The 23,349-nt window shown below is 37.5% G+C and carries 18 protein-coding genes and 1 pseudogene; 3 read left to right on the top strand and 16 right to left on the bottom strand.

Annotated elements, in window-relative coordinates:
• On the top strand, positions 1 to 457 hold a 457-nt coding region (locus L1272_RS15855; RefSeq protein ID WP_235373829.1), incomplete at its 5' end, for an IS30 family transposase.
• 222 nt (positions 458 to 679) lie between these two features.
• On the opposite strand, the gene L1272_RS15850 is transcribed toward L1272_RS15855, so the two are convergent.
• From L1272_RS15850 to L1272_RS15820, 7 genes are all read right to left on the bottom strand, one after another.
• Positions 680 to 1,114, bottom strand: coding sequence for a hypothetical protein (locus L1272_RS15850; protein ID WP_235373828.1), 435 nt, complete (start codon positions 1,112 to 1,114; stop codon positions 680 to 682).
• Between the two features lie 3 nt (positions 1,115 to 1,117).
• Positions 1,118 to 2,506 carry a TraB/VirB10 family protein gene (locus L1272_RS15845; RefSeq protein WP_138534003.1) on the bottom strand — a complete coding sequence of 463 codons (1,389 nt, stop codon included), beginning with the start codon at positions 2,504 to 2,506 and terminating at the stop codon, positions 1,118 to 1,120.
• A gap of 11 nt (positions 2,507 to 2,517) precedes the next feature.
• Entirely contained in the window at positions 2,518 to 3,651 is a 1,134-nt protein-coding gene (locus L1272_RS15840; RefSeq protein ID WP_235373827.1) for a TraK domain-containing protein, read from the bottom strand.
• The gene (locus L1272_RS15835; protein WP_036973924.1) at positions 3,652 to 4,362 is read right to left on the bottom strand and encodes a TraE/TraK family type IV conjugative transfer system protein; all 711 of its coding nucleotides are present in this window, start codon (positions 4,360 to 4,362) and stop codon (positions 3,652 to 3,654) included.
• A 9-nt stretch (positions 4,363 to 4,371) separates the two neighbouring features.
• Positions 4,372 to 4,668, bottom strand: coding sequence for a type IV conjugative transfer system protein TraL (locus tag L1272_RS15830; RefSeq protein WP_036973922.1), 297 nt, complete (start codon positions 4,666 to 4,668; stop codon positions 4,372 to 4,374).
• Between the two features lie 3 nt (positions 4,669 to 4,671).
• Complete coding sequence (locus L1272_RS15825; protein WP_036973921.1) at positions 4,672 to 5,037, bottom strand: hypothetical protein; 366 nt, start codon at positions 5,035 to 5,037, stop codon at positions 4,672 to 4,674.
• Positions 5,038 to 5,289: 252 nt separating this feature from the next.
• A complete protein-coding gene (locus L1272_RS15820) occupies positions 5,290 to 7,812 on the bottom strand; it encodes a putative bifunctional diguanylate cyclase/phosphodiesterase (RefSeq protein ID WP_235373826.1) in 2,523 nt (840 codons plus the stop codon).
• A gap of 306 nt (positions 7,813 to 8,118) precedes the next feature.
• Between L1272_RS15820 and L1272_RS15815 the strand changes: the two genes are divergently transcribed.
• Positions 8,119 to 10,566, top strand: coding sequence for a PAS domain-containing hybrid sensor histidine kinase/response regulator (locus L1272_RS15815; RefSeq protein WP_235373825.1), 2,448 nt, complete (start codon positions 8,119 to 8,121; stop codon positions 10,564 to 10,566).
• A 496-nt stretch (positions 10,567 to 11,062) separates the two neighbouring features.
• Here the strand turns inward: L1272_RS15815 and L1272_RS15810 are convergent.
• The 9 genes and pseudogenes from L1272_RS15810 to L1272_RS15770 all read right to left on the bottom strand — a co-directional run bounded on the left by L1272_RS15810 (position 11,063) and on the right by L1272_RS15770 (position 22,716).
• Positions 11,063 to 11,485 (bottom strand): annotated as a pseudogene (locus L1272_RS15810) (class I tRNA ligase family protein).
• 474 nt (positions 11,486 to 11,959) lie between these two features.
• Positions 11,960 to 12,646, bottom strand: coding sequence for a DUF4400 domain-containing protein (locus L1272_RS15805; RefSeq protein WP_235373824.1), 687 nt, complete (start codon positions 12,644 to 12,646; stop codon positions 11,960 to 11,962).
• Entirely contained in the window at positions 12,643 to 13,230 is a 588-nt protein-coding gene (locus L1272_RS15800; RefSeq protein ID WP_235373823.1) for a hypothetical protein, read from the bottom strand. Before L1272_RS15800 ends, L1272_RS15805 begins: the two co-directional genes overlap by 4 nt.
• A complete protein-coding gene (locus L1272_RS15795; RefSeq protein WP_063528343.1) occupies positions 13,227 to 15,248 on the bottom strand; it encodes a type IV secretion system DNA-binding domain-containing protein in 2,022 nt (673 codons plus the stop codon). Before L1272_RS15795 ends, L1272_RS15800 begins: the two co-directional genes overlap by 4 nt.
• On the bottom strand, positions 15,232 to 17,475 hold the full coding sequence (gene mobH / locus L1272_RS15790; protein ID WP_235373822.1) for a MobH family relaxase: 2,244 nt from the start codon (positions 17,473 to 17,475) through the stop codon (positions 15,232 to 15,234). Before mobH ends, L1272_RS15795 begins: the two co-directional genes overlap by 17 nt.
• A 42-nt stretch (positions 17,476 to 17,517) precedes the next feature.
• Positions 17,518 to 18,261 carry a hypothetical protein gene (locus tag L1272_RS15785; RefSeq protein ID WP_063528494.1) on the bottom strand — a complete coding sequence of 248 codons (744 nt, stop codon included), beginning with the start codon at positions 18,259 to 18,261 and terminating at the stop codon, positions 17,518 to 17,520.
• Positions 18,251 to 18,742, bottom strand: a complete 492-nt coding sequence (mobI, locus tag L1272_RS15780) for a conjugative transfer protein MobI(A/C) (protein ID WP_118845363.1) — start codon at positions 18,740 to 18,742, stop codon at positions 18,251 to 18,253. The genes L1272_RS15785 and mobI overlap by 11 nt, the downstream gene beginning before the upstream one ends.
• 2,083 nt (positions 18,743 to 20,825) lie before the next feature.
• A complete protein-coding gene (locus L1272_RS15775; RefSeq protein ID WP_199524914.1) occupies positions 20,826 to 21,599 on the bottom strand; it encodes a hypothetical protein in 774 nt (257 codons plus the stop codon).
• 103 nt (positions 21,600 to 21,702) lie between these two features.
• Positions 21,703 to 22,716 carry a hypothetical protein gene (locus L1272_RS15770; protein ID WP_199524913.1) on the bottom strand — a complete coding sequence of 338 codons (1,014 nt, stop codon included), beginning with the start codon at positions 22,714 to 22,716 and terminating at the stop codon, positions 21,703 to 21,705.
• A 300-nt stretch (positions 22,717 to 23,016) separates the two neighbouring features.
• Here L1272_RS15770 and L1272_RS15765 point away from each other — a divergent pair, with 300 nt between their 5' ends.
• Positions 23,017 to 23,349: a hypothetical protein gene (locus L1272_RS15765; RefSeq protein WP_138558826.1), complete on the top strand. Its 333-nt coding sequence runs from the start codon at positions 23,017 to 23,019 to the stop codon at positions 23,347 to 23,349.

The following is a 23,349-nucleotide window of genomic DNA, read 5'->3' as shown; positions in this document are numbered from 1 at the left end:
CGGTGACTGGGAAGCTGATACCGTACTGGGTAAGCATGGAACGGGTGCCATAGTCAGCCTAGTTGAACGCCAAAGCAAGCTTTATTTAATACGTAAAGTGCCAGCAAAGAGCGCGGCAGACGTAAGCCGAGCTATGATAGGCATGTTGTGGCGATATCGCCGCCATGTGCATACGATAACCGCTGATAATGGCAGCGAATTCTGTAACCACGAGTTAGTTGCAGATAAGCTCAATACGGATATCTATTTCGCTAATCCGTATTCCTCATGGGAGCGCGGGTTGAATGAAAACTTCAACGGTTTACTGCGCCAGTACATACGCAAAGGCACGGATTTAAGAACGGTCACGGATAAGCAGGAGGCCGATGTAGAACGTGCGCTAAACGCCAGACCTAGAAAGTGCCTAGGTTACAAACAGCCTGTCGTTGTGTTTAACGAATTACGCAATGCGGCCTAATTTAGCGAGTGGTGCACTTCGGGGTTGAATTCGCGATTAGTGAATCATAATTATTTTTAGAATTAATATTATATATCAGTAGAGAAAGCTATCGCGTTGTTTTTTAAATTGCTCTCGTGGTTAATTAACACCTGATGTAAATCCAATGAATTTGATATTAAGAATAGGACATAGATCAAAAAAAACCGCCTACAAAATGATGAGGCGGTTTTTAGTTGGGATCTAATTTGTGTAATTCTTGGCGCTTTTAATTGTTTTATTGAATTCACTAAGGAGTGAGTCATAATCTATTTCAGTTTTAATATTGTACTTTTCACTAAGGTTATTTAGCTCGCTCATAGTAAGCGTAGCAGATGATGAGAAATTAGGCTTTGCAACTACATAACTTTCATCAATAAGCATTACCCCTTTGAGCTGATGGAGCTTAATATAACGCTCGATATAAGATGCCAGCTCTGCAGGTGTAGCCCCCTCTGATGTAATGCGCTTTGAAATTTCTTCTGGATTAAACGTTTGAACTTTCGCATAACCTGCAATTAAATCAGTTACTTCAATCATCGATTTTTCGCTTACTGCTTTTGTGTAAGATACACCAGCAAAAAATGCTAAGGCTGACATTACTAGGCTGATAAGAATCATTTTTATATAGTCATTCATTGTTTAATCACCTAATTTTAGTTTAGTGCCAGATAGCACAGCGAATGTAATTGAACGTCCCGGTGATATCTCAATTACTGGGTGAATCTGTTCTGCTAAAGCGATGTAGTATTCAGCTAGTCTATCCATAGCATCAGCTGAGCCTTGGAACACACCAGCGGAAGCAACGGAGCCTAAGTCTACTGATTCCCATACCGCTCTATCACCACCAGACGTATTGATTGATGTAGTTCGTTGAGGTGCAACAGCTTCAGAAATGCCACTCATAAATCCAGCTGCCATAGAGCCTGCTAAGAGGTTACCATTTTTGCTTACAAGTCTGCCGGCTATACCAAGTTTGCCATCAAAGTCAGAAACTGCATTCGCTTGAATCGCGCTTTCAACACTCTTACCGTCATTACGTACACATGTAATTGATTGTGCGCGTATATGCGCTCTTTCGCTTGATAAATCCCCGATTGCTTGGCCAATAACGTGACACTCGCGAATATCTAAAGTGAAATGGTTAGGCAAGATAGCTTCTTTTTTAACTCGGATAACAACCGGCATAGGAGAAGACTTGGCTGCAAGCTGTGTTGGAGCATCCAAACCAGTAAGTAAAACACCAGAGAAAAATGAGCCTGCAGGCAAGTAAACAACACCCTCGTCAGAATCAATTAGTCCACCTTCATTTGGATCGCTTTTCTTTTGGACCTCTTTTTCAGGTTTTAGACTTTGTTGTGTGATCAATAAATCTTTTTGCTGTTTTTCTTCAACAACACCCGAACTCTTAATACTTCGAACGCTGCGTTGGGTGATAGTTCTAATAACACGGCCTTCGATTTGTGGTTTTGCAGTAACAAGCTGAGTAGGGGTTCTGTCAAAGACCCTCTCATCGTACTGTTGTGGTGCATCAGCTATAGCTTGTTGCCCTTGCTCTGCACCAGAGTATGAAGTGTTGTAATTTGAGCGTGAGCCACCATTTGATTGTCTATTATGTTGGGTATTTGCATATGCTCTATCGCGAACTTCCAGTTGGCGCTCGTAATCTTTCAATTTTAGCGTCAGGTCATCGATGCTTTGCTGCTGTTGCTGAACCATCTCAAGTACACGCTCTTTTTCTGTATATACCTCACGCTCTTTTCTGCGAATTGAGTCTACAGACTTGTCATAGATTTCGTCGAATTCGTTTTTATCGATGTTAGCAATGCTTTCAGAATCAAATAGCCCGCGTACTTTACCCTTTCCATCAAGGCGGTCTTCAGCTTGTCTTGCTGCAATTCTGTCCTGCAGACTGGTTTTATTATCACTCGAAGACATCGACTTATAACCAAAGAACGCAATAGGAATAATCACCAGTATTGCTGCAAACTTTCTAACTTTGGGATTTTCCCATTGTTTTTTAATGCTCATTTCCACCAGCCTTAGTTGATTACACGAGGACGTTTAGAGTTAGTGTTAACAATGCTTTGGCGCAATTTGTGTCGCAGGATATAAACTTCTGTTGCTTCGCCAGGTTGAAGTAGTGATTTGTTGTAAATGGCAACGGCCATAACATCACGTGACTCGCACATTTGTTCACGAATTGTATAGGGGCGAGTAGTTGTATTTTGGACTCTGACTACATCAACAACTTCTCTTGGACCGACAATTCGCTGTAGTACTTGCTGACTAATGGTTAAGCCGCAAGGTTGGTGCATCGCTTTTGATACATCATGAGAAAGTGAGAAACCTTGTGGTATTTCACCTTTACCAACAGGTTTTAGAATTTGCTTAATACGCGCCACTCGATCTGTTTCAACATTTGCGACGTGGCCTTCAGTTAAAGACGCTTCAGTTAACGCTTCTTGCTCTTTTATTTCCGCTCTGTGATTTGCGCCTTTGTATTGCATCGTTTTTGAAAGATTCACATCGATATTTACAACAACGGGCATCGCTTCCATTGGTACCAATGTAAGATTAATCATTGACTCTGGCACACCTTCTTCAAACAACATTAAAGCAACAGGCTTAAGTGAGTTTAAAGTGATGTATAAACGGCCATCTTCTAATTCAATGACTGATTCTTCGTCGTGGGTTCTAGCGGCAACCATCTTAAAGTTAGTTATGATTGGGTTCGTCAAGCCGACGGCTACAGGTATAGCGATATTAGCACCCGGTTCAAGGTTGCTAAGGTTTTGGGTTGGCTTGTATTTTGATTTAACGATATCTAGGAATGAGTACCCATTTCCTGAGCGAATTGACTGTGCAGTTTGTGGCTGCTGGTATTGGTTAAAGTCAGCTTCATTCATCATTCCGTTTGGTTTTACGTTATCGGCAATTTGATTGATTTCATCTTGAGGTGAGACTGTTTTCATTGCAGGCTCACTTCGACTATCTAATTTAATGCCGCTTTTAGTCGCTTCAAATATGGCTTGTTTTGTAACCGGAATAGGTTGTTCATTTACTACTTCTGTTGGTAGCTTGAATGTATTGCTTGGATTTTCAGTTGCATCATTAGCGAAGATGAATGTACTAGACGCACAACCAATGGCTAAAAGTATTGATTTCATTTTCATCTAGTTGCTCTCCTGTTGTTCTTTCACTTTCAGTTCTTTTGCCGCTTCTAGTACCCCTATCTCCAGCTCACTGTCATAGTAAGGTTGCGACTCTAAAGTTCCCGGTTCAGCATCGCCACGCGCTTCCATCGCTTGTTTTCGCTTTCTTGGGGTGCCCGGATATTGATCTAAGTGGGTGATTTTAGGTCTTCCATTTCTTGCGGTGATCTTAAATTCGTAGCTCCACTTCGTATCTGCTTTGGGTTCTCCACCAATGAAAGTGATTTTTTGGCCCCAAATGGTGATTAAATCAGTTTCAGGTTCATGAATTAGGTCGTCGGCAATAAAAACTTGTCGTATATCACGCATTTTTATCATTTCAGCTTGTTTATCTAGCATTGGCTCGATTTCAACTTGTAGTTGTGGAGATAACATTTTCATCATTATCTTTTTTACAAAATCGATGTTTTGCGAGTTAATGTTGCCTATTAGAGTAGAAACGCTGTAGGCCCATGCTTGTTGGTAATTCTGGTTAGCTTTATCGCCTTGAATTGTAAGCTCACCAAAGTAATTCTGTTCTGGGATAACAACGACTTCACTGTCTTTGAAAAACAGTGTTAAAGCGCTTAGAGCAACTGTAATGGATAAAAATAGGTTAGCTACTCGGCTTATGTTGTTAGATGCAACCATCGATTTGAAGCTTCGAACTGAAGCGGATTTATCATCAAGCATTTTCTTGCCTTAGCGGTGGTATGTACGTTTAACTGGATCTGCAATTGATTTGCTTTGATTGGTTAAGATGAACCCATAAGACCAAAGCTTGTGTTTAACATAGGCTTTAGGGAATCGGCCTTTAACCTTTTGAGAGATATAAATGTATGCCATGGCTAGGCATACAAGGATAAAGGTCTGTTTGGTCACCATGCCAATCGCTACTGCGGCCATCAACGGTATTACTTGCTCTTTAGTAAATACAAACAAGATTAATAGCGGTTGGTTGATGTGGGTCTTGCAGCGGTAGCGATTGGGCGTTTCCATGGTTTAAAGCACTCCAACTGAAGCCGTTAGGAAGTACTCAACAGCATCTTGTGCATTTGCAAATAGCAGTGCTATAAGGAATGCGCCCACACAAGTAGCATAGTTCTGCTTCATAATGCCTTGGAAAGCAGCAAAGCCAAATGTGAAAATTGAAATGATGATGCCAGGTGCGCCGGTTAACCAGCCAACTACTTCATTGTAAACTCCGTATAGGAAGTCACCAGAAGTTGGGGCCGCAGCCATTACACCTTGTGAAATTAACAGAGCTAAAAAGAATACCATCAGTGCGATGGTCGCTTTTTTAGCTGTAGACATTTTTTTAGTGATTGTTGGTGCTTCAACAATGCTTGATTGGTTGGTTAGTTCCATTTTTAAACCTCTTAAGAGTTAATGTTCAACGTTAAAGTCGAATTAATCTTAAACTCTTAAAAACAGCATAAAGCCGGATTTTTATTTAAATTTGAATAAAAATAGTGGAAATTGATATTTAATTGGCGTGTTTTATTTTTACGTTAGTTGGTCTCACTTCATGAAAGAATGAGAGAAAGCTTAATTTTAAAATTAAGCTATGTGTTTAAGATTACGTGAAATTTGTAATTGTTGAAATAAATGGCTTGTTGCCTATAGTTTTTTTACTTTATGGTTGTGGATGTATTCGATTAATTCTTCCAAAGGTAAGGGCTTTGAATAAAAATATCCTTGGATCCTAATCTCTTTAAACTTTCTTAAATAACTAATCAATTCTCTACCTTCGACACCTTCCACTACGACAGCTTTATCTAAATCGATACAGGCATTGATTATTGTATCTAATAGGCGTTGCTCTTTTGAAGGTATCTCTGCGCCAAAGGTGAATTCTCGATCAATTTTAATGATGTTTGATGGCTGGTTCGCAAGAGATGATAAGCTAGAGTAACCAGTCCCAAAGTCATCAATAGCAATGTTAATTCCCTTGTTCATAGCAGCCTGAAGAGTTTGACTTACAAGTGATTTATCCTGAAGAGATGATTCAGTGACCTCTACTGTAAAGTTATTAAATTGAGCAGCGCTATTTGCTATTTGATCAATTAAGTTGTTTAGAAAATCAGGCTTAATAATTTGTTTAGCTGAAAAGTTTACAGCAACTTTGATTCTTTGAAGTGCAGGTGAGCGATTAATATCACTAATTACACGCTGTAAAACTAAATCTCCTATCTGGACTATTTGCTCGGTTGTTTCTGCGATAGGTATGAATTTTGCGGGTGAAATCCATTTATCATTGTGCTCCCAGCGAATTAAGGCTTCAACACCAACAACGCTTTCGTCCTCAAGCTTGTGGATTGGTTGATAAAAAACAGAGAACTGATTGTCTTTAATAGCCCCAAACAAAGCATTCCTTATGTCAACAGCCTCCTTGTATTCATCCTCCATTGCTGCTTGGAATAAAACGGGTTGATTTCCACCCCTTTGAATAGCTTGAGCCAAAGCTATATTAGCTTGATGGAGGTTATGTTTTATGTCTATATCAGCTGGAGTGGTATAACTAACGCAGCCTGCACTAGCTGTAAGATTAATTTTTAAATTATTGACTTCATATGTTCTAGATATTTCATTCAGTAATTGTGTTAAACATTCACTGTTCTTGTCACTCGGTTTTTCAAATAAGTAAATAACAAATGAATCCCCAAAGCCTTTAGATAAAACAAAGTTACCTCGCATGGTTGCTTTGATCCTACAGGCAACTACTCTTAAAATTTCATCGCAAACTTCATGTCCTAAGGAGCTGATAATTGATTCAAATAAATCTATTTTCAAAATAAATACTGAAAATTGCTCAATGCCTTTAAATTCTCGTAATTCATCGCGAAGAGAGTTCAATCTTAATAAGCCAGTGACTTCATCAAATTTAGCTCTTAAAGCGGATTCTCTTGATGCGTCGGCTATTAAAATAACTACAAATAGAAATAAAAACGTAAGCCATAGTGTCAGTTGAGTAATAACAGTATTGAAATGGATTGTTTGATAATTACTGATAAAGCTAAATACCCGGTGTGTGATAAGTTCCTTAATAGTAATCTTATCGGTAATGAAGTGATTATACTTCGCTTTGATATCCAGAAGTTTTTCTTTTGTGCTATTTTCAATGTCGATAGAGAAAAATAACTCTGGAGTTAATTCAATAAAAGTGTCGTATTTACTTAGGTAGTCTAGGTAATTCTTTTCGAATAGTAGATTCATGTCAACTAACATAATGATGTGTCTGACTTTATCCCCATCAAGATTAGTTATGGCATGAAACATTAGTACTGGCGTTTCAGTTTTAAGGGTCAGAGAGTTGGCCGCAAAATTTGTAACTTTTGACTTTTCTAACAACCAACTTTTTATAGTTGGCTTTTCAAGTTTACCCGTGTAGTAAAAATTTTCTGCAAATTCATTTCCGTAAACTAGTTTGAGATTATCATCTAAGACCAAGATCCCTTTTACCATTTCGTAGTCTGTAGTGTAATGGTGTGTGTCCGTTTTAATTAATTTGTTGAACTCAGTTGGATTTAAGTTTTCGGCTCTTGCTATTATTCTGCTTAAAGATTTTTGTTGATCTGTAAGTGTCTTATTTAACATTATTTCTATTAGCTTAACTTTCTCTCTTGCATTCGTTTCTTCTGTTTTAATGAGAGAAAAAGAGCTTTGATACCAAACAACTAACCCTAAAGTAAGTATGAAGAGAGATAGAGTTTGAATGCTTCTAAGTTCATTACTCCTTACGTTAGAAAACTTTAGCTTGATAAACACCCCAGAAGTAATAGCAAACATAAAGACTGGCGCTAGAGATAAAGTGAATGGACTTTTATCGATTGGGCCTAAGGGGATTGCTATATCCATATGCAGCCAAAAAGCAAGCTGAAGAAATGTAAAAACCAGGAAAAAAATTAGAGTTAGTGGTAATAAGGCTTTTAGGGCTTTTTCACTAAGCTTCGCATTTTTTAAGAGATGGAGCATTAAATAACATGTAGCAGATATAAGAGCTGTCATTGGCGTTGTAACATACATCAGCTCATTATTGCTTAAAATAGATTCCGTCAATCCTAGTACAGGCAGAATTAAGAAGAAATTCATAATGGCACTGTAAAACATGCTTGCTGCTGCCTGGGATATTTTCAATCTCATATTTTCAATAACTCATTTTGGTACTTAAGGGTTGTTTTTTATTTTAGTTTCACCCTAAATGATTATAGAGCGCATCGTTGTTGAAGTTAACCTTTTTGTTTTATTTATAGCGCCTTACTTTTAAAAAAAATCAGGAAATACTTAAATATATTTTTTACAAGCCAAGCGTTTTGAGTGTTGCATAATTTTTGCCTAGCATCATACCTGTCTTTGCAGTCGTTCGACTTAATATAGCATGTAGTTACAACTTAACTCTTATGCTTTATACATTTACATCGTACGGCTATACTGTTTTTGAACTTATCAATGAGTACAACAGGAATCAAAGTGGCTTCAAATAGATCTGATTTAGAGGCGGAAAATAAAGCGCTAAAAAAGATGCTCGATCAAATTACCAGTGAGCGTGATAAATATAAGAAGTTATTTGAAGTCTCGGGTGATGCGTTATCTATAATAGATTTGAAGACAGGTAAGTTTATAGAGTGTAATCAAGCGGCTATCGATATGCACGGTGTTGAAAGCTGCCACAATTTTATAAACTTAAGCCCATCAGAGTTATCACCTAAGTTTCAACCCTGCGGTAACTGTTCAGATGAGCTGGCTAACAAGTATATTATGAAGACAATGTCAGATGGACCACAACTATTCCAATGGACCCATGCTAGACTCGATGGCTCTACTTTCCCATGCTTAGTTTCATTAACTGCATTGTCAGTTAGGGATAAACAATTAATTCTAGCAATTGGTCGAGATATCTCTGAGCTGGTAAATACCCAAAATGAGTTACACGAAGCGTCAATCAAGAAAAGCGAGTTTGAGCTAGCTTATCTAGAAGAAAAGCAAAAGTTTGAGAAGTTCGTTAATCTTGCACCTATAGGCATTGCTATAAACTCAATTGAAGACGGTAGTTTTGAATTTGTAAACAAATCATTCAGTGATATCACAGGCTACAGTATCAATGAACTGAATCAAATGGATTATTGGCAACTCACTCCTAAAGAGTATGAAGAGCAAGAGTATTTGCAATTAGATTTGTTAAATGAGACTGGTCGTTATGGGCCTTACCCTAAAGAATACATACATAAATCAGGCGTAACTTATCCTATATTGTTATCAGGCATAAAAATTAGTCATAGCAACGGTGAAGCCTCTATTTGGTCAATTGTGCAAGATATGTCAGCACAAAAAGAAACTGAAGCACAGATACAACTTTCTAAAGAAAAAGCTGAGAGCTTGGCATTGAGGCTTCAACTTGCTAATGACTCCGCAGGGATTGTAGTTTGGGAATGGGATTTAATTTCAGGAGAGTTAGACTGGGATAAGTGGATGTATAGGCTTTATGGAACAACAGAAGCCAGTGTAAAAGAAATAGGTACTAAAGAAACTTGGATAAACAGAGTTCACCCCGACGACATCGAGTGCATTAAGTCAAAGTTAGAGGCTGTGATTGAGGGCGTTGAGGTGTATGAACCAGAATTTAGAGTGGTTCATCCAAATGGTGATATTAGGAATTTAAAAGCTTGTGCAGAAGTGCTAAGAGATAGTTTCGGTAATGCAATTAAAGTCGTTGGTGTTAATTATGATGTTACTGATAAAACCCTTGCCATGCAGATTTTATCAAGCGCTAAGGAAGCAGCTGAAAGTGCCGCAAGAGCTAAAAGCGATTTTTTAGCTAATATGAGTCATGAAATACGAACTCCAATGAATGCAATACTAGGTGGATTACAGCTACTTAAGGATGCTGAGTTACCATCTGATTTAAAGCTAGTGCTCAACAATGCTACTTTTTCAGCCCAGTCTTTATTAACTATAATCAATGACATTTTAGACTATTCAAAGATTGAATCTAATAATGTGATTCTTGAGCAGGAGCAATTTTCATTATCAGAAGTTTTAGATTCCGTAAAGTATGATATGGAAACACTTGTGATTAGTAAGGGAATTGAATTTTTAATCGAAAAGGATGATAGCTTCATTGATTATTGGGTAGGTGACTTGGTTAGGGTAAAACAAGTTCTCTTAAACCTTGTCTCCAATGCCGTTAAATTTACTAATGCCGGAGGCGTAAAAATAAGCGTTAGCAGTCATAGAGAAGGTCAACAGTCCGCATTTCTTGTTAAAGTGATAGATAGCGGCATTGGTATGAATGAAGAAGCTGTTTCCAAAATATTTGAGAGATTTACTCAGGCGGATACTTCTACAACAAGGAAGTATGGGGGGACAGGCCTAGGTATGTCTATCGCTTTAAGTCTGATAAAGATGATGGATGGTAATATTGAAATTACTAGCTCGGAGGGAGTTGGAACGAAGGTTGAAGTTACATTACCATTAAAGCCTGTTGATATGGTAAAGGTACCGAAAACACAAAAGTCACCATCAGCACCCAATTTAGCCGATAAAAAAATATTAATAGCAGAGGATAATCCTATTAATAAAATATTGATAGAGTCGATGCTGAAATCAACAAAGGCTCAATTAACAATAGTAGAAAATGGCCAATTGGCAGTGAATGCGGTTGAAAAAGGTACTTATGACTTAATTTTGATGGATATCCATATGCCTGTCATGGATGGTTCAGAAGCTCAAAGGCTTATCAGCGATCTAAAACCTAGCCTACCTGTAATAGCACTAACCGCAAATGTTATGAAACAAGATGTAGATGGCTATTTAGCTCAAGGCTTCATTTCCCACATCGCCAAGCCTATCGACATTAATGATTTGTATGGTTCGTTGAAGAATATCTTTGATAGTTGACCACTTCCTAGTTAAGAATTGGGAGAGTCTCAATACTTTGAGAACAAGTTAGGCTTTTTCAAACTAACTAAGAAAGGCATAAGATCTGAGAATTCATAAAAAATAATAAAATAAGTTTAACTTATTGATTTGCGTTGATAAAATTATAAATTCAAGCTTCGTGTAACTAAAGCGCTTTGCAAGGTAACATGAGTAATTTCTAGTAAATAACAATAATAGTCTTTTCGCTTAATTAAACAAATCTCCTCCACCTATTAAGAGTAAGTTTGTAGCAACTGCTACTACCTAAAACCAATACATTAAGACAATTTGTAGACATCTTATAAGTCATAATCGCCATATAGGTTTGATAGTGTCTGTAAATGAAACCAATTTTTCTGTATATAATGGAGGGGATTGTTGATGGTTGTTCTTCAACATCAATTACTAGTCGTTTGTGTACTGGACAGGTATTGTTATTGATCAGCTCACGTTCTGGATAATATTGTTCACATGCTTAGCAGTAGTTACCTGAATAGTGCCCTAGATATATATCATTTTGTTTTTGTAGAGTTTTCCATAAATCCTGAATATGCGCTTTGTGATCTTCAGATGTTGTACGTATAAAAACATCAGGCTTTATCCATAACTGTGGCCACAATATTTGAAAAGACTCCGAGGTCTCATCTACAAATTCTTGTATGGGTTGTTGTCGAGATAGAGCTGTGTTCGCGATTATCTACTCATGTTCATCAGTCCCTGTTATTAGTTTACTTTCAACTCCCAACAACAAAGAGAATCGGTTAAATATATCAGCGATAATTCCTGAATATGCATGCCCTAAATGTGGTTCCCCATTGGCATAAAAAATAGGGGGCGTTATAAAAGGTTTCTTGCTTGATACTGAGGAAAGAGTGTTAATTAATTGATTTAAGCTCATAATATAATCTCTTTAGATACCATCACAGTGGTCGAAAGGAGATCTTAATATCTGCTTAGTAACATCACCTTTCCAACAATATGTTCTGGAATGGTGATGCAGTGAATGAATAATTTAGAATACGCAACCCATCCCTCCCAGCATTCGCTGAGAAGGCATGTTCATCATGAAATTTTTTATAGAAAAATGAGTCATTGATTGTACTTTTTAGTGTTCACTTGCCCAAATTATCAGACTTTTTTTAACAGGCAACAGTTTCTTAGGCAAAATCGTATATATGAGGGGTTATAGCTCCAACAAGAAACTTCTGCGTTATAGTTGTGTTGCTTTGGTATCTGTTAAACAGCTGTTGAAGTTTCGCTTTAATCAGCGAGGGCGATGAAAAACTTCGCTGCTTAGAATACACCAGTAACACTAACTAAGCTGTTACATGCTCCGTTATATACAGGCTCCTTTAGAGTCCCACCCTTAGTTCTAAATATGCTTTTGCAGTGTTGCTATGTATCTAGATGTTAGGAATGATGCAAATAATAAAGCAATAAAAGGTATGTATGCCCCAGCTGTGGGGTAAAAGTTGGGTAGGGCGAAATAGACAATAATACCTACTAAAATACCTTTGATTAGTTTCTTAATAACTAACATACGAGTCTTAGTTTTGTTACCGAATGTATAAGCCCTAATTCTCCAGCTATAAAGACCAATAACTAGTTGAGCAAGTGCGAAAGGCACTAAAATATAAAGCCAAATCATTAAAAGGTTTGCTCTGTGTAAGATTTGGTATGTAAGCGTTTGTATGTTGTTTGTTACTCTTTTCACTAAAGGCAAAAGTTTTGCTGTTAGCCTGGCTAAAGGGTTTTTATCGTCTGTATCTCGATTTACTTTGTCTAAGAAATACTGCTTAAATCCTGACCTCACAATGATTGTGTTGTAGTGCCTATACGATGCATCTGTAAGGTTAAGCCAATTTTTTTCACCGATGGCCTTGTAGCTCGCTTTAACTTCATTTTCTAGCATTCTGTTAAAGCTGGTGGGGTTTAAAGCAAGAACCTGTGCTGCCAACGCAAATAGAATAAAGATGAATAACTTTGAGTATTCTTTTTTTCTATTTTGCTCTCCAGACTTATCCTTATATAGGTCTTCGCTGTCATTCTCATAAATCATGACGAAAACGCCTCCTTAAATGTAAGGGTTTTACTTTCATCGAAATTAGGAATGCCGAAATAGAACAGGTGTGAACGCTTCACAATCTTGCTCAGTAGAAAGTGTTGTATCATCAGTAATGAATCTTGATTTAACTCTTTTTCAATTAAGTTTGGTTTAGCGCGTATTGCTGAGTTCTTGTGCGTGATTAGAAACTGGCTGATTGTCTCTAAGAGTGGGTCCCATACTGCAATACACGAGCCTGACCCCCCTGTGTAGACCATAACATCGAGTACGGCTGTAAGTTCACTTGTAACCGTGAAGAGAAAGGCTTTAAAAAACTCTGCTCGGCTCAGATGTGAACTATGTACAAGAGAGTGCTGACCAGCTTTGTTAATGATGTGATTAAATAGATCTACATCTTGTTGTGGATGCTTCAATTCATCCCCAATAAAATCTAACAAATATCGAAGTGTTTCTTCCACAGCAGGTGCTTTCTTGTAGATGACCGAGTATATGTGCTTGTTATCTTCTGAAAGTGAATTATTCACATTGCTTTTTTTGTAGCATCTACTTTGAATTTTATATACTTTTTCTCTGCTCATCGTTGTATTACCGGTACTTTAGCTTTGATTGTTCTGCCGTCAGCAAGTCGTGCTACATATTGTAAAATAGGCAGCGAACCAAGTAGGCTTTCGTTAAATGCTTTGTCGTTTTGTTGTGTAAGCCTCTCAGCGTATGAAGAACCAAAGTCAGTCATGTCGTTTGTGTTCCCTGAACTTTGACCTAAAGTGATTTGTTGGCTGGTTATTGGCACTTCACCAAATTGGCTGGAAGCATATTCTTGAGTTGATGTGTCGTTTGCTCTCATAGAGAAGAAGTTGTTGCACAGACCTAATACACGGTTTGCAGTAGCTGGGTCTGTTTTAGCTTCAATATCAGCTTTAGTTTGGGTTGCAATAAACATTTGCATAAATGCTGCACGACCTTGAGCTAATAAGTTCAAAAGAGCATCATTCCCAGCAATCGCTGCATGTACTTCATCCACAAACACCGCTACTCGACGGCCTCTCCCTTCTGAGAAGTTGTATCGTGAACCTGCTACAGCAGCAATGTCAGCTAAAACAAGTTTACTTAAATAACCAGCTGTCTTTGTGTCGCTGAGAGAATCAAGCGCCATGTAAAGTAGTCCTCCATTTTCAACGATGTCTGAAGTGTCTACATAACGACTGTCTTTCTCTCTTATTTTCCCTGATTTCTTTGATACACCTTCAATGTGATTTGATGTGTAATATATATTTTCACTTTCAGCTGTATCGTATCTAGTATCCTCATCACGCGCATCTAAGCTTTCTGCTATCGCCTCTTCTGGTGATATAAGCTCATCCATAGGTGTAGATGTAAGGACGCTAAAAATAGGAAGTAAATTAGCTGTCATCTTTTGCATATGCTCGGCGTTGTGCGTAAGCAACTGAATTATGCCATCCACTTCTGGTGATTGATGTTGTTGAGATATAACTTGTTGATAGTAATTTAGCATTTGCTCTAAACGAGTTTTCCCGAAAGAGCTTATTTTGGTGCTAAGTTGAGTCTCCCAATCTTCCCCTAAGCATTTAGCGTAGTGTCTTTCAAGGCACTTTTGAGTTAAGGCGGTTTTGCCTGTTGTCACATAACGAGCAATCGATTTGATTTGTGGTTGTATGCCCGCATAAAGCATCGCGTTAACTGTTGAGTTTATGACGTTCCAGTTGAATCGAATGAAGCTATCTTCTTTACCCGACTCAACCATAATGGATGCGATACGTTCAGCTATCTCAGTCGGTCTATTCCAGTTTTTAATCGGATCTATTGTGCAAGATGTAGATGGTTTAGAAGGGTGAAAGTAGTGGAAGTGCTCGCCCTTACCAAAATGTTCCATTTCCGCTTGTAGGGCTTTGCGCCACGATGAGTCGTTTTTTGGGTCTAATACAATGACGGTATAGCCTTTGTGGATCATCGCGAGGCTAAGCAAAATGAACATTGTTGTTTTACCGGTACCAACATTGCCCATAATCATAGAGTGGCCAAAGAACGTTTCAGCATCTACGTATTGCCTTTCGGCATCCCCGACACCATCAATCCATGGCTTACCGCCAAGCTTTAACGTTTCTTTACGCCATTTTTTAACGAATGGTTTAAGAAATAGTGGAAGCTTCACTTCTTGTTTGTCAGAGTATAATCCTTGTATTTGATATGAACGATTTGCATGCTCCACGCCCCATTCAAATCCATTTCCAATGAATATCTTGTTATTTCCCTTCTTTTTGTTGTTTGGATTTAGGATATTCTCTTTAGCCATGTGCTCTTGACGTATTGCTTTTATATCCTCGAATTCAATCTTGTTGAAGAAGATTTTGCACTGGCGTTTGACTAGTGGAATTGCCTTTAAAGTATAGTGTCCACATTGAGCGGTGAGTATTGTAGTGATTCCAAAACCCACCATACCGATATGGCCTTCACTCTCAATAACGCTTGAAGTAAAGGTTACAACACCAGCGGCTAAAGAGGCGTAAGCCTTATTTAGTTCATATACAGGGCGGTATAAATTTTCGTGGAATAATGGGTTACTACGTTCCTGCGTCATGTTTCACCTTAATATGTATGTCATTCTTATCTTGTACGATTGAACTCGACAAGATATTTGTTTCGCTGGCTTTGCTGTTTGTGACGGCATTAACAAGAGTTTTCTTATCTCTTATAGGGGCAATTAAAAAGCCGTCTCTTAACTCAACTTTTTCGTGAATAATGTTTCCAAATAATAATTCAGCAGTCTTAGGGGTTAAGCCAATAGCAAGCAGAGATTCAATATCTAACTTTGCTTTCTGAGATGTATTATCAGCCGCGGTTACATCTGAACTATCCTGATTTTCATTTGATTTCGGCTTTTTTTCAGCTTTTTGGTTTTGACTTGATTCAAGCGACTTCGCTTTAACGTATTTACGCTTATTGATGATGAAGTAACGAATTAATGCTGGTGGCTTTCTTTCGATAAGCCCCGCTTTTTCAAGTTCGTTTTCTAGATTGTCGTCAAGGTTGTCTTTCCATTTATCATCAACAAGGTAGTAGTTTTGACCATCGATTAAAATCGGCTCTAAGGTCTTTATGAACTCAATGGCTTTGGTCGTTGAAGTCACCTTAATACCACTCTTAGGTTTTGGGGCTGCTTTTTTAAGTGTTGTTTCGTTAATTTGCTTTTCCGGTACCTTTGCGCTTTGTTGGTTGGTTGGAGCAAACAGCTCACCATTAGTGTTCTTTGGTTTTTCCTTTTTAGGTTTATCTTTGTTTGGGCTATCCTTTTGAGCTGCTTTTGCTTTTTCAAATGGGTTGTTAGGCTTAATGGGCTCTTCTGCAGTAGCTTCTCCTTTGGCTTTACTGGTATTAGGCTTGCCGTTTTTTTGCGGACTTTTTGTTGTCGAATGCTCAACTTTCATTTCTAGAGAATCACTATTAGCTTTTAAGTGAGCCGCAGCCTCATGAGCAATAACATTTTCTTCGCTTATGTATCGGTAACCCTCACTTGAGTAGATGACTGCGTTTAGCCCCATGTCGAGTTTTAATAGCCCGTAACGGTTTGGTGGAATAACTTCACCTTTAAGCAAAAATAAAGGCCACTCCAGACGAATAACGCCAATACCGCCCTTAAGATTTTTACTGATGAGTAAATCAATACCCTCAGACAGGTTAGTAACAGTTTCAAAAAAGAGCGCGTAATCAGTTTTTTCTTGCTTACGAAGAATGCCCCTATCCATCATTTTTTCACGCAAAAGACTTGGGTTGTTAGGAACAGTTGGATCTGATTGATGCATTTCCTTTGCTAACTCATTGAAGCATTCAGGCCACCGAAGGTATATCTCGTTATCAATAGCAATAGCTTTACCTTCTTTTAGCCATACTTTAGCTTTATCTTGCATTAGCTTGAGGATTTTCTCGTGTAATGCTGACTTCCTTGCGCCAAGGTCATTGTCCCAAGTTGTTTGAATGTCTTTCGCAGTTGAAACATAGTCAGCTGAGCGAACAGCTCTCTGTAAATAGCCATCTATACCTTGATAGTTTGCAAGCGTGGTGCTTATATCTTCAAGCAAATTGCCAGGGCATGTGCCTATGTACCTCTTTGCATCAGGTGTGAGGATTTGTTGAAATATGGGTTGCGGAGAAACTTCATGCCCCTTATGAATTCTGTCTTTTCTCCATCTAATGCCAACTTTTGTTATTTTGTTTTTTTCTTTCCAACTAACAAGGTCCTCTATAATTGGAATCCAGATATTATTTGGATTGCTTTTATCGTAAATATCCATATCAGTTTGCATCTTCCCTGCGTCGTGCACTAAGCCGCAAAGCCATGCGGCGTACTGATATCTTTTTGTTCTTTGTCTCTCGATGTCTAGAGGGAATTCTTGAGGGAGGAATTGAGACTTTGCTTGCCTTAATGCCAAATCAGCTACTTGTAAACTATGTTCAATTAAGCCGAACTCTTTAGCATGGTGATAACCCTCAGAAGCAGGAAGGTTGCCACAATATCTAGCGTAGTTTTTAATCGTATCTATAAATAGACCCTGAAAGGTTAGGTTCTCTTTTTCCCAATCATGGCAATTTCCAAAACAGTAGCGAGTTTGAGCAATTAAATATTTATTATCATCAATGATCTGATTAACTAACTCTGGGCTATTCGAACTATCAAGATCTACATTGCACTTCTTTGCGTCATCTCTCATCAAGCGAGCGGCATTTTCACTTTGAACGATTAGATACTTTTTCTGAACTTTAAAAAAAAGCTTAATTAAAATAGTAAAAGGAATAAGTAAAAGCTTCATATTTCTCTCTGGAAAAATTAGGCGGTTTCCCGCCTAGTCATTTTAAGCTGCGTTAACTTTTGAGTTGCTTGGCTGTTCGGTTTCGTTCTTAGAGTCTGCAGAAGTGCTATCCAATGAAGTGGATTTTGAGTCAGTCTTTTTTTCTGTGTTTTTAATTGAAGCTTTGGCTTTAATTTCTTCATTTTGTTTTAAAATAAGGCTGTCATCTACATATAACTCTAGGCCACCTCGAATTAACGAAATTAGTTGGGTGGATTTAAATCGACCCCCACTTCTGTCTTTACCAGGTGATGTAGCATTGCTAATTTTTGCTACTAATTTTCGTAATAGACCAATCGCTCTATTGCTGTTTTCATGACGACCTAAATCTGTAACAAAACCGGTTAACCAAAGATTTTCTAATTCTGCGATTTCATTATCTAAAGTTTGAATTAAATTTAGTAACTTCCAAGTGACTGGATAGCAAACTGGTACGCTTGATTCATAAGAGCTTGGTGTCATAACTTCTGGTGATTCTTCTAAACCGGCATTTTCCATAAATGCTTCTTTTTGTTTTTGTATACTTTCGATTTCTTGGTTAAACCAATCAGCAAGCTCTGACTCCCAAGCGCTTACTTTCGAATAGAGTTCATTTTCTGTTGTGGTTAACATTAATAATGAACCAATGCGTTCATAAATATTTAATGTCCGGTCACCTTCGTTTTTCCAAAAGTTATGGATGGTGTGTGATTTGAACTGGATATTAGTAACAAATGTTTTATGGATTAGTTGGTCATTATTGATCATGATTTTCTTCCTCAGCTGGAGCGGTAAATAGTGTTTTAGAAAGTTTGCAGATCTGCTTTTTCAAACTAACTCTGGATGAATGCAACACTTCAAGTGACTCCCTTAATGGAGCAAGTTGCATTTCAGTTTCCCAATTAATTTTTGCGTGGCCATCCTCGCAATTTTTACTCAGTTGTTTTTCGGTATATCCTTTTTTTGTTGGTGGAATTTCTTTCCCCCAATGCCTATTAATTTTCTTGATAGGTGAGTACTCATGAGAAACCCAAGTGATGTAAAATTTTTCAGAGTTTTTTCGCTGCCTAACTTTTACTTGTAATGTCGATTTTTTAAAATCGCCCGACTCACCATGAATTTGATCTAAAAGAACTCTCCTTTTTTTGTGTTGATCACAAATATCTTGCGCACTTTCTACAATTGGTTTTTCAGCATCCTCGATAGCCTCTAAAACTAATTTCAGCACTTCTATTTCTGTAGACAGCATCTTTAACCCCGAACTTTAATTGAGACTTAATTATGCTTTGCAAAAAGATAGCTAAAGCCGAATTTTCAAACGTATATTCAAAAAAATTAGCCAAAGCACGTTTTTAAGTGTGGCGAACAGAAAGTTGAAGTGAATTAAACCTCAAGGGTGTAACTGGGAAATAAATCTAGAGCAATAAAAAGGCTTGCTCTATTTAGACGCAAATAAAAGTTTTCTGCGTTGCGAAACTGCCAAGGAACACTGTGAAGGGAGATTGTTTTTTGCATCATAGATACGCAAAAACTTGTCATTGAATGACATTGGTTAAATAAACTATTTTCTGCATCATAACTACGCAGAAAACCCGTTTTTATGAATTGGAGAGCTATTGTGGCAGGTTTAACATGTAGTCAAACCGACTGTAAATGTTGAATGGTTGCATCATAATTTATGCAACAGAATAACTGTGAACGTTAAGTCACCTTGTTTTAAACGGTTCTAAAGAAGATAGTTCAGGAAAGAAATATCATTTACGGTTACTGCAATAAATTGAAATTTTGCATCATATATGTAGCAAACTAACTTATATTACTTGAAATCTAAAAGTTGAGAGCTTTGATGCTTACATCATCAATCTACTCTACGTCTCTTTTGTGTGTTGATTTATTTACTTAGAAAAACCCAGCCTTAGCTAACTGAGGGGTTACTCAAAATTTTATGAGCATGTGGCTATAGGCAGCTTTGGTGTCATGATGAGCAATTTTAGATTTTATAGAATGTGAAGGGTCATACCTAAAAACTAGAACTTGAATAACCCTCTTTTAAAGTTAAGTGCTCACAATCCGTATAGTGGATAGTGTTAGCCATTAAAAGATAACAATCACTTTCCGCAAAGCGGTTAAATTGTTCGCTATATGTTTAACTCATCCTTCATATGCATTTTATGAGTTGTAAGTTCTCTGAAGCTTCAGATAAGCTCATTTAAAGTCCGCCATATGAACCATAGTAAACTTAAGCTTATTCCTCTTAAAGGATGTCGTTGTTGTTTGGTAATTCCGCATTATGGAAAAACAGTTTCCAGTATTCTTCCGTATAATGAACCGAGGCTTTGTCTGGCGGTATTTTCAGAACAATAGCGCAATAAGTAATATTGTTAGTTTTGACCAAAATATATCACTCGATGACAAATCCGCATCATGGAGTCTGTAAGGTATGGGCGTCTTCCATAATTCGGAAAACAATGTTGATACATTTCCATTCACTTGGATTAGTAATTTAGAAGGGGAGGTGAGCAAGTGGTCTATGAATTGAACGGAGCTTACTCCGCAAAGCGGACGTGCATTCTAACCAGAATACTGCTTTTGCTTTCAAGCTCAAAATGAAATTAAGGCAACACATCTAACAAGTCTAAAGAATAAAACAAATGTGATTGCACTCCACACTACGGACAGTTGATTAGCATTAGCATTCCGTTTGGCGGATTAAATTTGATGTATTCAGCTTCCGTATTTTGGAAGGATTCAACTGATTACAAATTATGATATTCCATCGACAACAATGAATTTGGAAATATATCATCTTTAACCACCAGCTTAATGAAGTCCATTAAATGGATTTCGTCACACGAATTTACACTTCGTATAACGGACACACGATGCAACCGTATGCGTCCGAAGAATGAACAACATATAGTCCGTATAAAGGAGCTTCTTAGCTTTGAAGTGAATGTCTTGTTTGCTTTTCGGTGAAGTTTCTTTGCCCGACTTCTGAATTAAGCTTATAGCTAAAAGTTCAAATGTATTTACCAGCAGGTGGATTAGATGACTTGTTAAAGCATTCCGGTATTAGGATTCAATTGATTTGGTTACAGGCCAAATACCGGAATGAGTGATTGAATATGTAAAATGAAATGGGGCATCTAATTTAAACGTCTTAGTTGGTGGTTTTTAGGTGTTTTTGAAAATTTGAAACAGAATATCTGAATTATCATAAGTTACTTGGTATCCGTAATATGGTATCTGCTCCCTCCTAGCCAGCTCCGTTTTGTGAACTTGACCTATTTAGGCACCTATCCGCAACCCGAACCATTCTAGGTGGGGGCGGCTTACTTGAATTGTGAGGCATTTGTTTTTAAATTACATATTAAGTCCTCTGGAGTGATTACATTTACTGGGTAATTGCTTTCTAACTTCTTAAGGTTTTCATGATAAAAGATAGATGTTTGACCAGCACTACTGGCTCTGTCATTAGTACAGAAGTAATCAATACCATAACCATAACTTGCTGCCAGAGCATCACCATCAACCCACTCACCAACACTTTTTGCATATTTCTTATCAGATAAATTGTTATCGGCCTTAGTTCTCTGTATGAGGCCACCTTCAACCTTCGGTAATTGATTCATTAGATGGCTTCTTCCAGCTCCCAGGCTTTCAATAAACCTAAGGCACTCGAATGATCGTTCTAATCTATCGCCTAAATCATGTCTTACATCTGGTGCAAGATACTTTTTGTCAAACTCAAGCGCAGGTGCGCCAACTCTTGGTAGCTTAGTAAATCTAAATCCAAGTTCTAATGCTTTAGGTATCATACTTGCTAAATACTCAGTTAACTCTGGAGCTTTTGAGCCTTTAGAAGATGAAATTTCCTCCCCGTCTAATGTTATGGAATATGCACCTTTAAAATTTGCTATATAAGGTTTTCTTTCTGACTTTTTCATTGTCTCGATCGTTGCTATGCCCTCAAAGAAAAATGGAGTAATAATTTTCGACTGTATCAAATGGAACAACTGAGAATATACCTCGGCAGAGTTGGCCCTTTTATTTTCATCAACTATTGATTCCCATACATTTGAATCAAATGTAACCCAAACTTCCATAACTACTCCTTCATTATTAGTTCGCTGTCTTCGGATATTTCCGCCCTTACCTTGGGGTTTTTCAACATAAATACAATTTAAGAAAGTAAAATGAAATTATAACCTAATCAAAGTCAAAGCATGGGCCTTTGATTTGATAATACTCGATCGGCAAATTAAACTTGTTTTGCAGTTCATTCAGATAGGAATGTTCAACGCTTGTGCATTTTACAGGACCAGCAACAATTAACTTTTCAACGAAACCTGCTTTATAAAAGTACGCATACTCTAGAAGTTGCCCAATTGCTTGCCGTATGCATGATTTAGCACTAAATGCTGTTTTGATTTCATACAACCTGTACTTATCACCCAATTGGAGAGTCAGATCAACTCTTCCGCATCCTATAATGTTTTCAGTGCCTACGTTATCCCTGCCATAGACTTGCACTAATTCATCATACAAAGCCTGTTGAAGATCATTGTGTAATAGTCGTACATCTATTTGCTGATCTTTCTTATAGGAGGCTTTGGTAAATGACAGTTTTGCTCTGCAACCTGGTTTGAAAACAAAAGAGGGAGTAGAAGGGCTGTCATTATTTGATGCTATCTCTATGTGAAGATACAAAGGTAGTAAGCGATCTAACACATCACAAACTCGCTGATAATCAATTTTTTCACGATTTTGTTTTTCACCTAGGAAAATAAAAGCATTAGTTTTGCACCATTCTGACTTGATTATGGTTGGCTGAAAGTCTTCACTTCTAGAGCCGTCATGCTCAACATCATAGTGCCACATGCTTAAATCGTAAAACTCAGTTCCGAATTCATCGATGTATTCATTGAATAAATTAATTTTCTCTATTAGAGCATTAAGGTTTGGATGATCTCTACTAGGGCGAAGGGAGAATGCTACTCCGTATCGAAACGAATTATTTTCAAAGCCGATGTTAAATTGAAGCTCGGCTCGACCTCCGAAGTGAGCTCCCCAATCTTTTTTTACCCCCCTTTGGTCAAATACGTACTTTGAGGGAACTCGTGATAAAGAATGAATATTTTTCCTCAATTCTTGAAGGTTACCCAGCTCATATTCGGTGAGCATTTCATTAATTTTATTTGCAATGTGAAACAGAGATGTCATTTAAAAACCTAAAAGTTATTCCTGAGTTGAGTATTACATTTGGATTGTGAATGGCCAACTTTGATTTTTGATAACAGTACTCGACTTAAATGTCTGGTTATAAAGTATTAGTGATTGTGGTTGTGTTTATTTTTTAAATCATAATGTGGCGATTTATAAATAAATTAAAATTTACAAAATCAACCGTTTAAAATTTCTATAAATTTTAATTGTGAATTATACACTTTGTATAGTTGCCAATTTAGTGAGCTTCTGTTTAAAATGTAGCTTCATTGTTAATAATTTTTTATTGGTTGTGTTATGGAAAATCGAAGTCAATTTTTGGATGAAGCAATATCTATTCAAGTTAGTGCGTTGCTTCTAGTGAAACATGCTGCAGTTGTAGATATTCAATTGGCTGCGCACCTTTTCTGTATTCAATCTGAAGCTGATGTAGTTGCTATACGTGATGCAAGTACAATGGCATTGCAACGACTTGCTAGAGAAAAAACAGTTATTAACGCGGCATCGCTTGGTCTGAATGGAATTAAACAAATGCTAGATGCTATTAAAAGTGCTGAGAATAATGATTCAAAACTTGGCAAGCTTAAAAACTTAGCTGCAAGTACCTCAATCGCTGTGGTAGGGAATTAA

Origin of the sequence: Pseudoalteromonas sp. PAST1 (assembly GCF_021532515.1) — a bacterium.
Classification (GTDB): domain Bacteria; phylum Pseudomonadota; class Gammaproteobacteria; order Enterobacterales; family Alteromonadaceae; genus Pseudoalteromonas; species Pseudoalteromonas simplex.
Note: the sequence above shows the minus strand (reverse complement) of the source record. Positions and strands in the feature narration are given on the sequence as shown.

Excerpts from the sequence above, each read along its gene's own strand:
- L1272_RS15850 (WP_235373828.1), bottom strand. The coding sequence starts at position 1,114 with ATGAATGACTATATAAAAATGATTCTTATCAGCCTAGTAATGTCAGCC.
- L1272_RS15845 (WP_138534003.1), bottom strand. The coding sequence starts at position 2,506 with ATGAGCATTAAAAAACAATGGGAAAATCCCAAAGTTAGAAAGTTTGCA.
- L1272_RS15840 (WP_235373827.1), bottom strand. The coding sequence starts at position 3,651 with ATGAAAATGAAATCAATACTTTTAGCCATTGGTTGTGCGTCTAGTACA.
- L1272_RS15835 (WP_036973924.1), bottom strand. The coding sequence starts at position 4,362 with ATGCTTGATGATAAATCCGCTTCAGTTCGAAGCTTCAAATCGATGGTT.
- L1272_RS15830 (WP_036973922.1), bottom strand. The coding sequence starts at position 4,668 with ATGGAAACGCCCAATCGCTACCGCTGCAAGACCCACATCAACCAACCG.
- L1272_RS15825 (WP_036973921.1), bottom strand. The coding sequence starts at position 5,037 with ATGGAACTAACCAACCAATCAAGCATTGTTGAAGCACCAACAATCACT.
- L1272_RS15820 (WP_235373826.1), bottom strand. The coding sequence starts at position 7,812 with ATGAGATTGAAAATATCCCAGGCAGCAGCAAGCATGTTTTACAGTGCC.
- L1272_RS15815 (WP_235373825.1), top strand. The coding sequence starts at position 8,119 with ATGAGTACAACAGGAATCAAAGTGGCTTCAAATAGATCTGATTTAGAG.
- L1272_RS15805 (WP_235373824.1), bottom strand. The coding sequence starts at position 12,646 with ATGATTTATGAGAATGACAGCGAAGACCTATATAAGGATAAGTCTGGA.
- L1272_RS15800 (WP_235373823.1), bottom strand. The coding sequence starts at position 13,230 with ATGAGCAGAGAAAAAGTATATAAAATTCAAAGTAGATGCTACAAAAAA.
- L1272_RS15795 (WP_063528343.1), bottom strand. The coding sequence starts at position 15,248 with ATGACGCAGGAACGTAGTAACCCATTATTCCACGAAAATTTATACCGC.
- mobH (WP_235373822.1), bottom strand. The coding sequence starts at position 17,475 with ATGAAGCTTTTACTTATTCCTTTTACTATTTTAATTAAGCTTTTTTTT.
- L1272_RS15785 (WP_063528494.1), bottom strand. The coding sequence starts at position 18,261 with ATGATCAATAATGACCAACTAATCCATAAAACATTTGTTACTAATATC.
- mobI (WP_118845363.1), bottom strand. The coding sequence starts at position 18,742 with ATGCTGTCTACAGAAATAGAAGTGCTGAAATTAGTTTTAGAGGCTATC.
- L1272_RS15775 (WP_199524914.1), bottom strand. The coding sequence starts at position 21,599 with ATGGAAGTTTGGGTTACATTTGATTCAAATGTATGGGAATCAATAGTT.
- L1272_RS15770 (WP_199524913.1), bottom strand. The coding sequence starts at position 22,716 with ATGACATCTCTGTTTCACATTGCAAATAAAATTAATGAAATGCTCACC.
- L1272_RS15765 (WP_138558826.1), top strand. The coding sequence starts at position 23,017 with ATGGAAAATCGAAGTCAATTTTTGGATGAAGCAATATCTATTCAAGTT.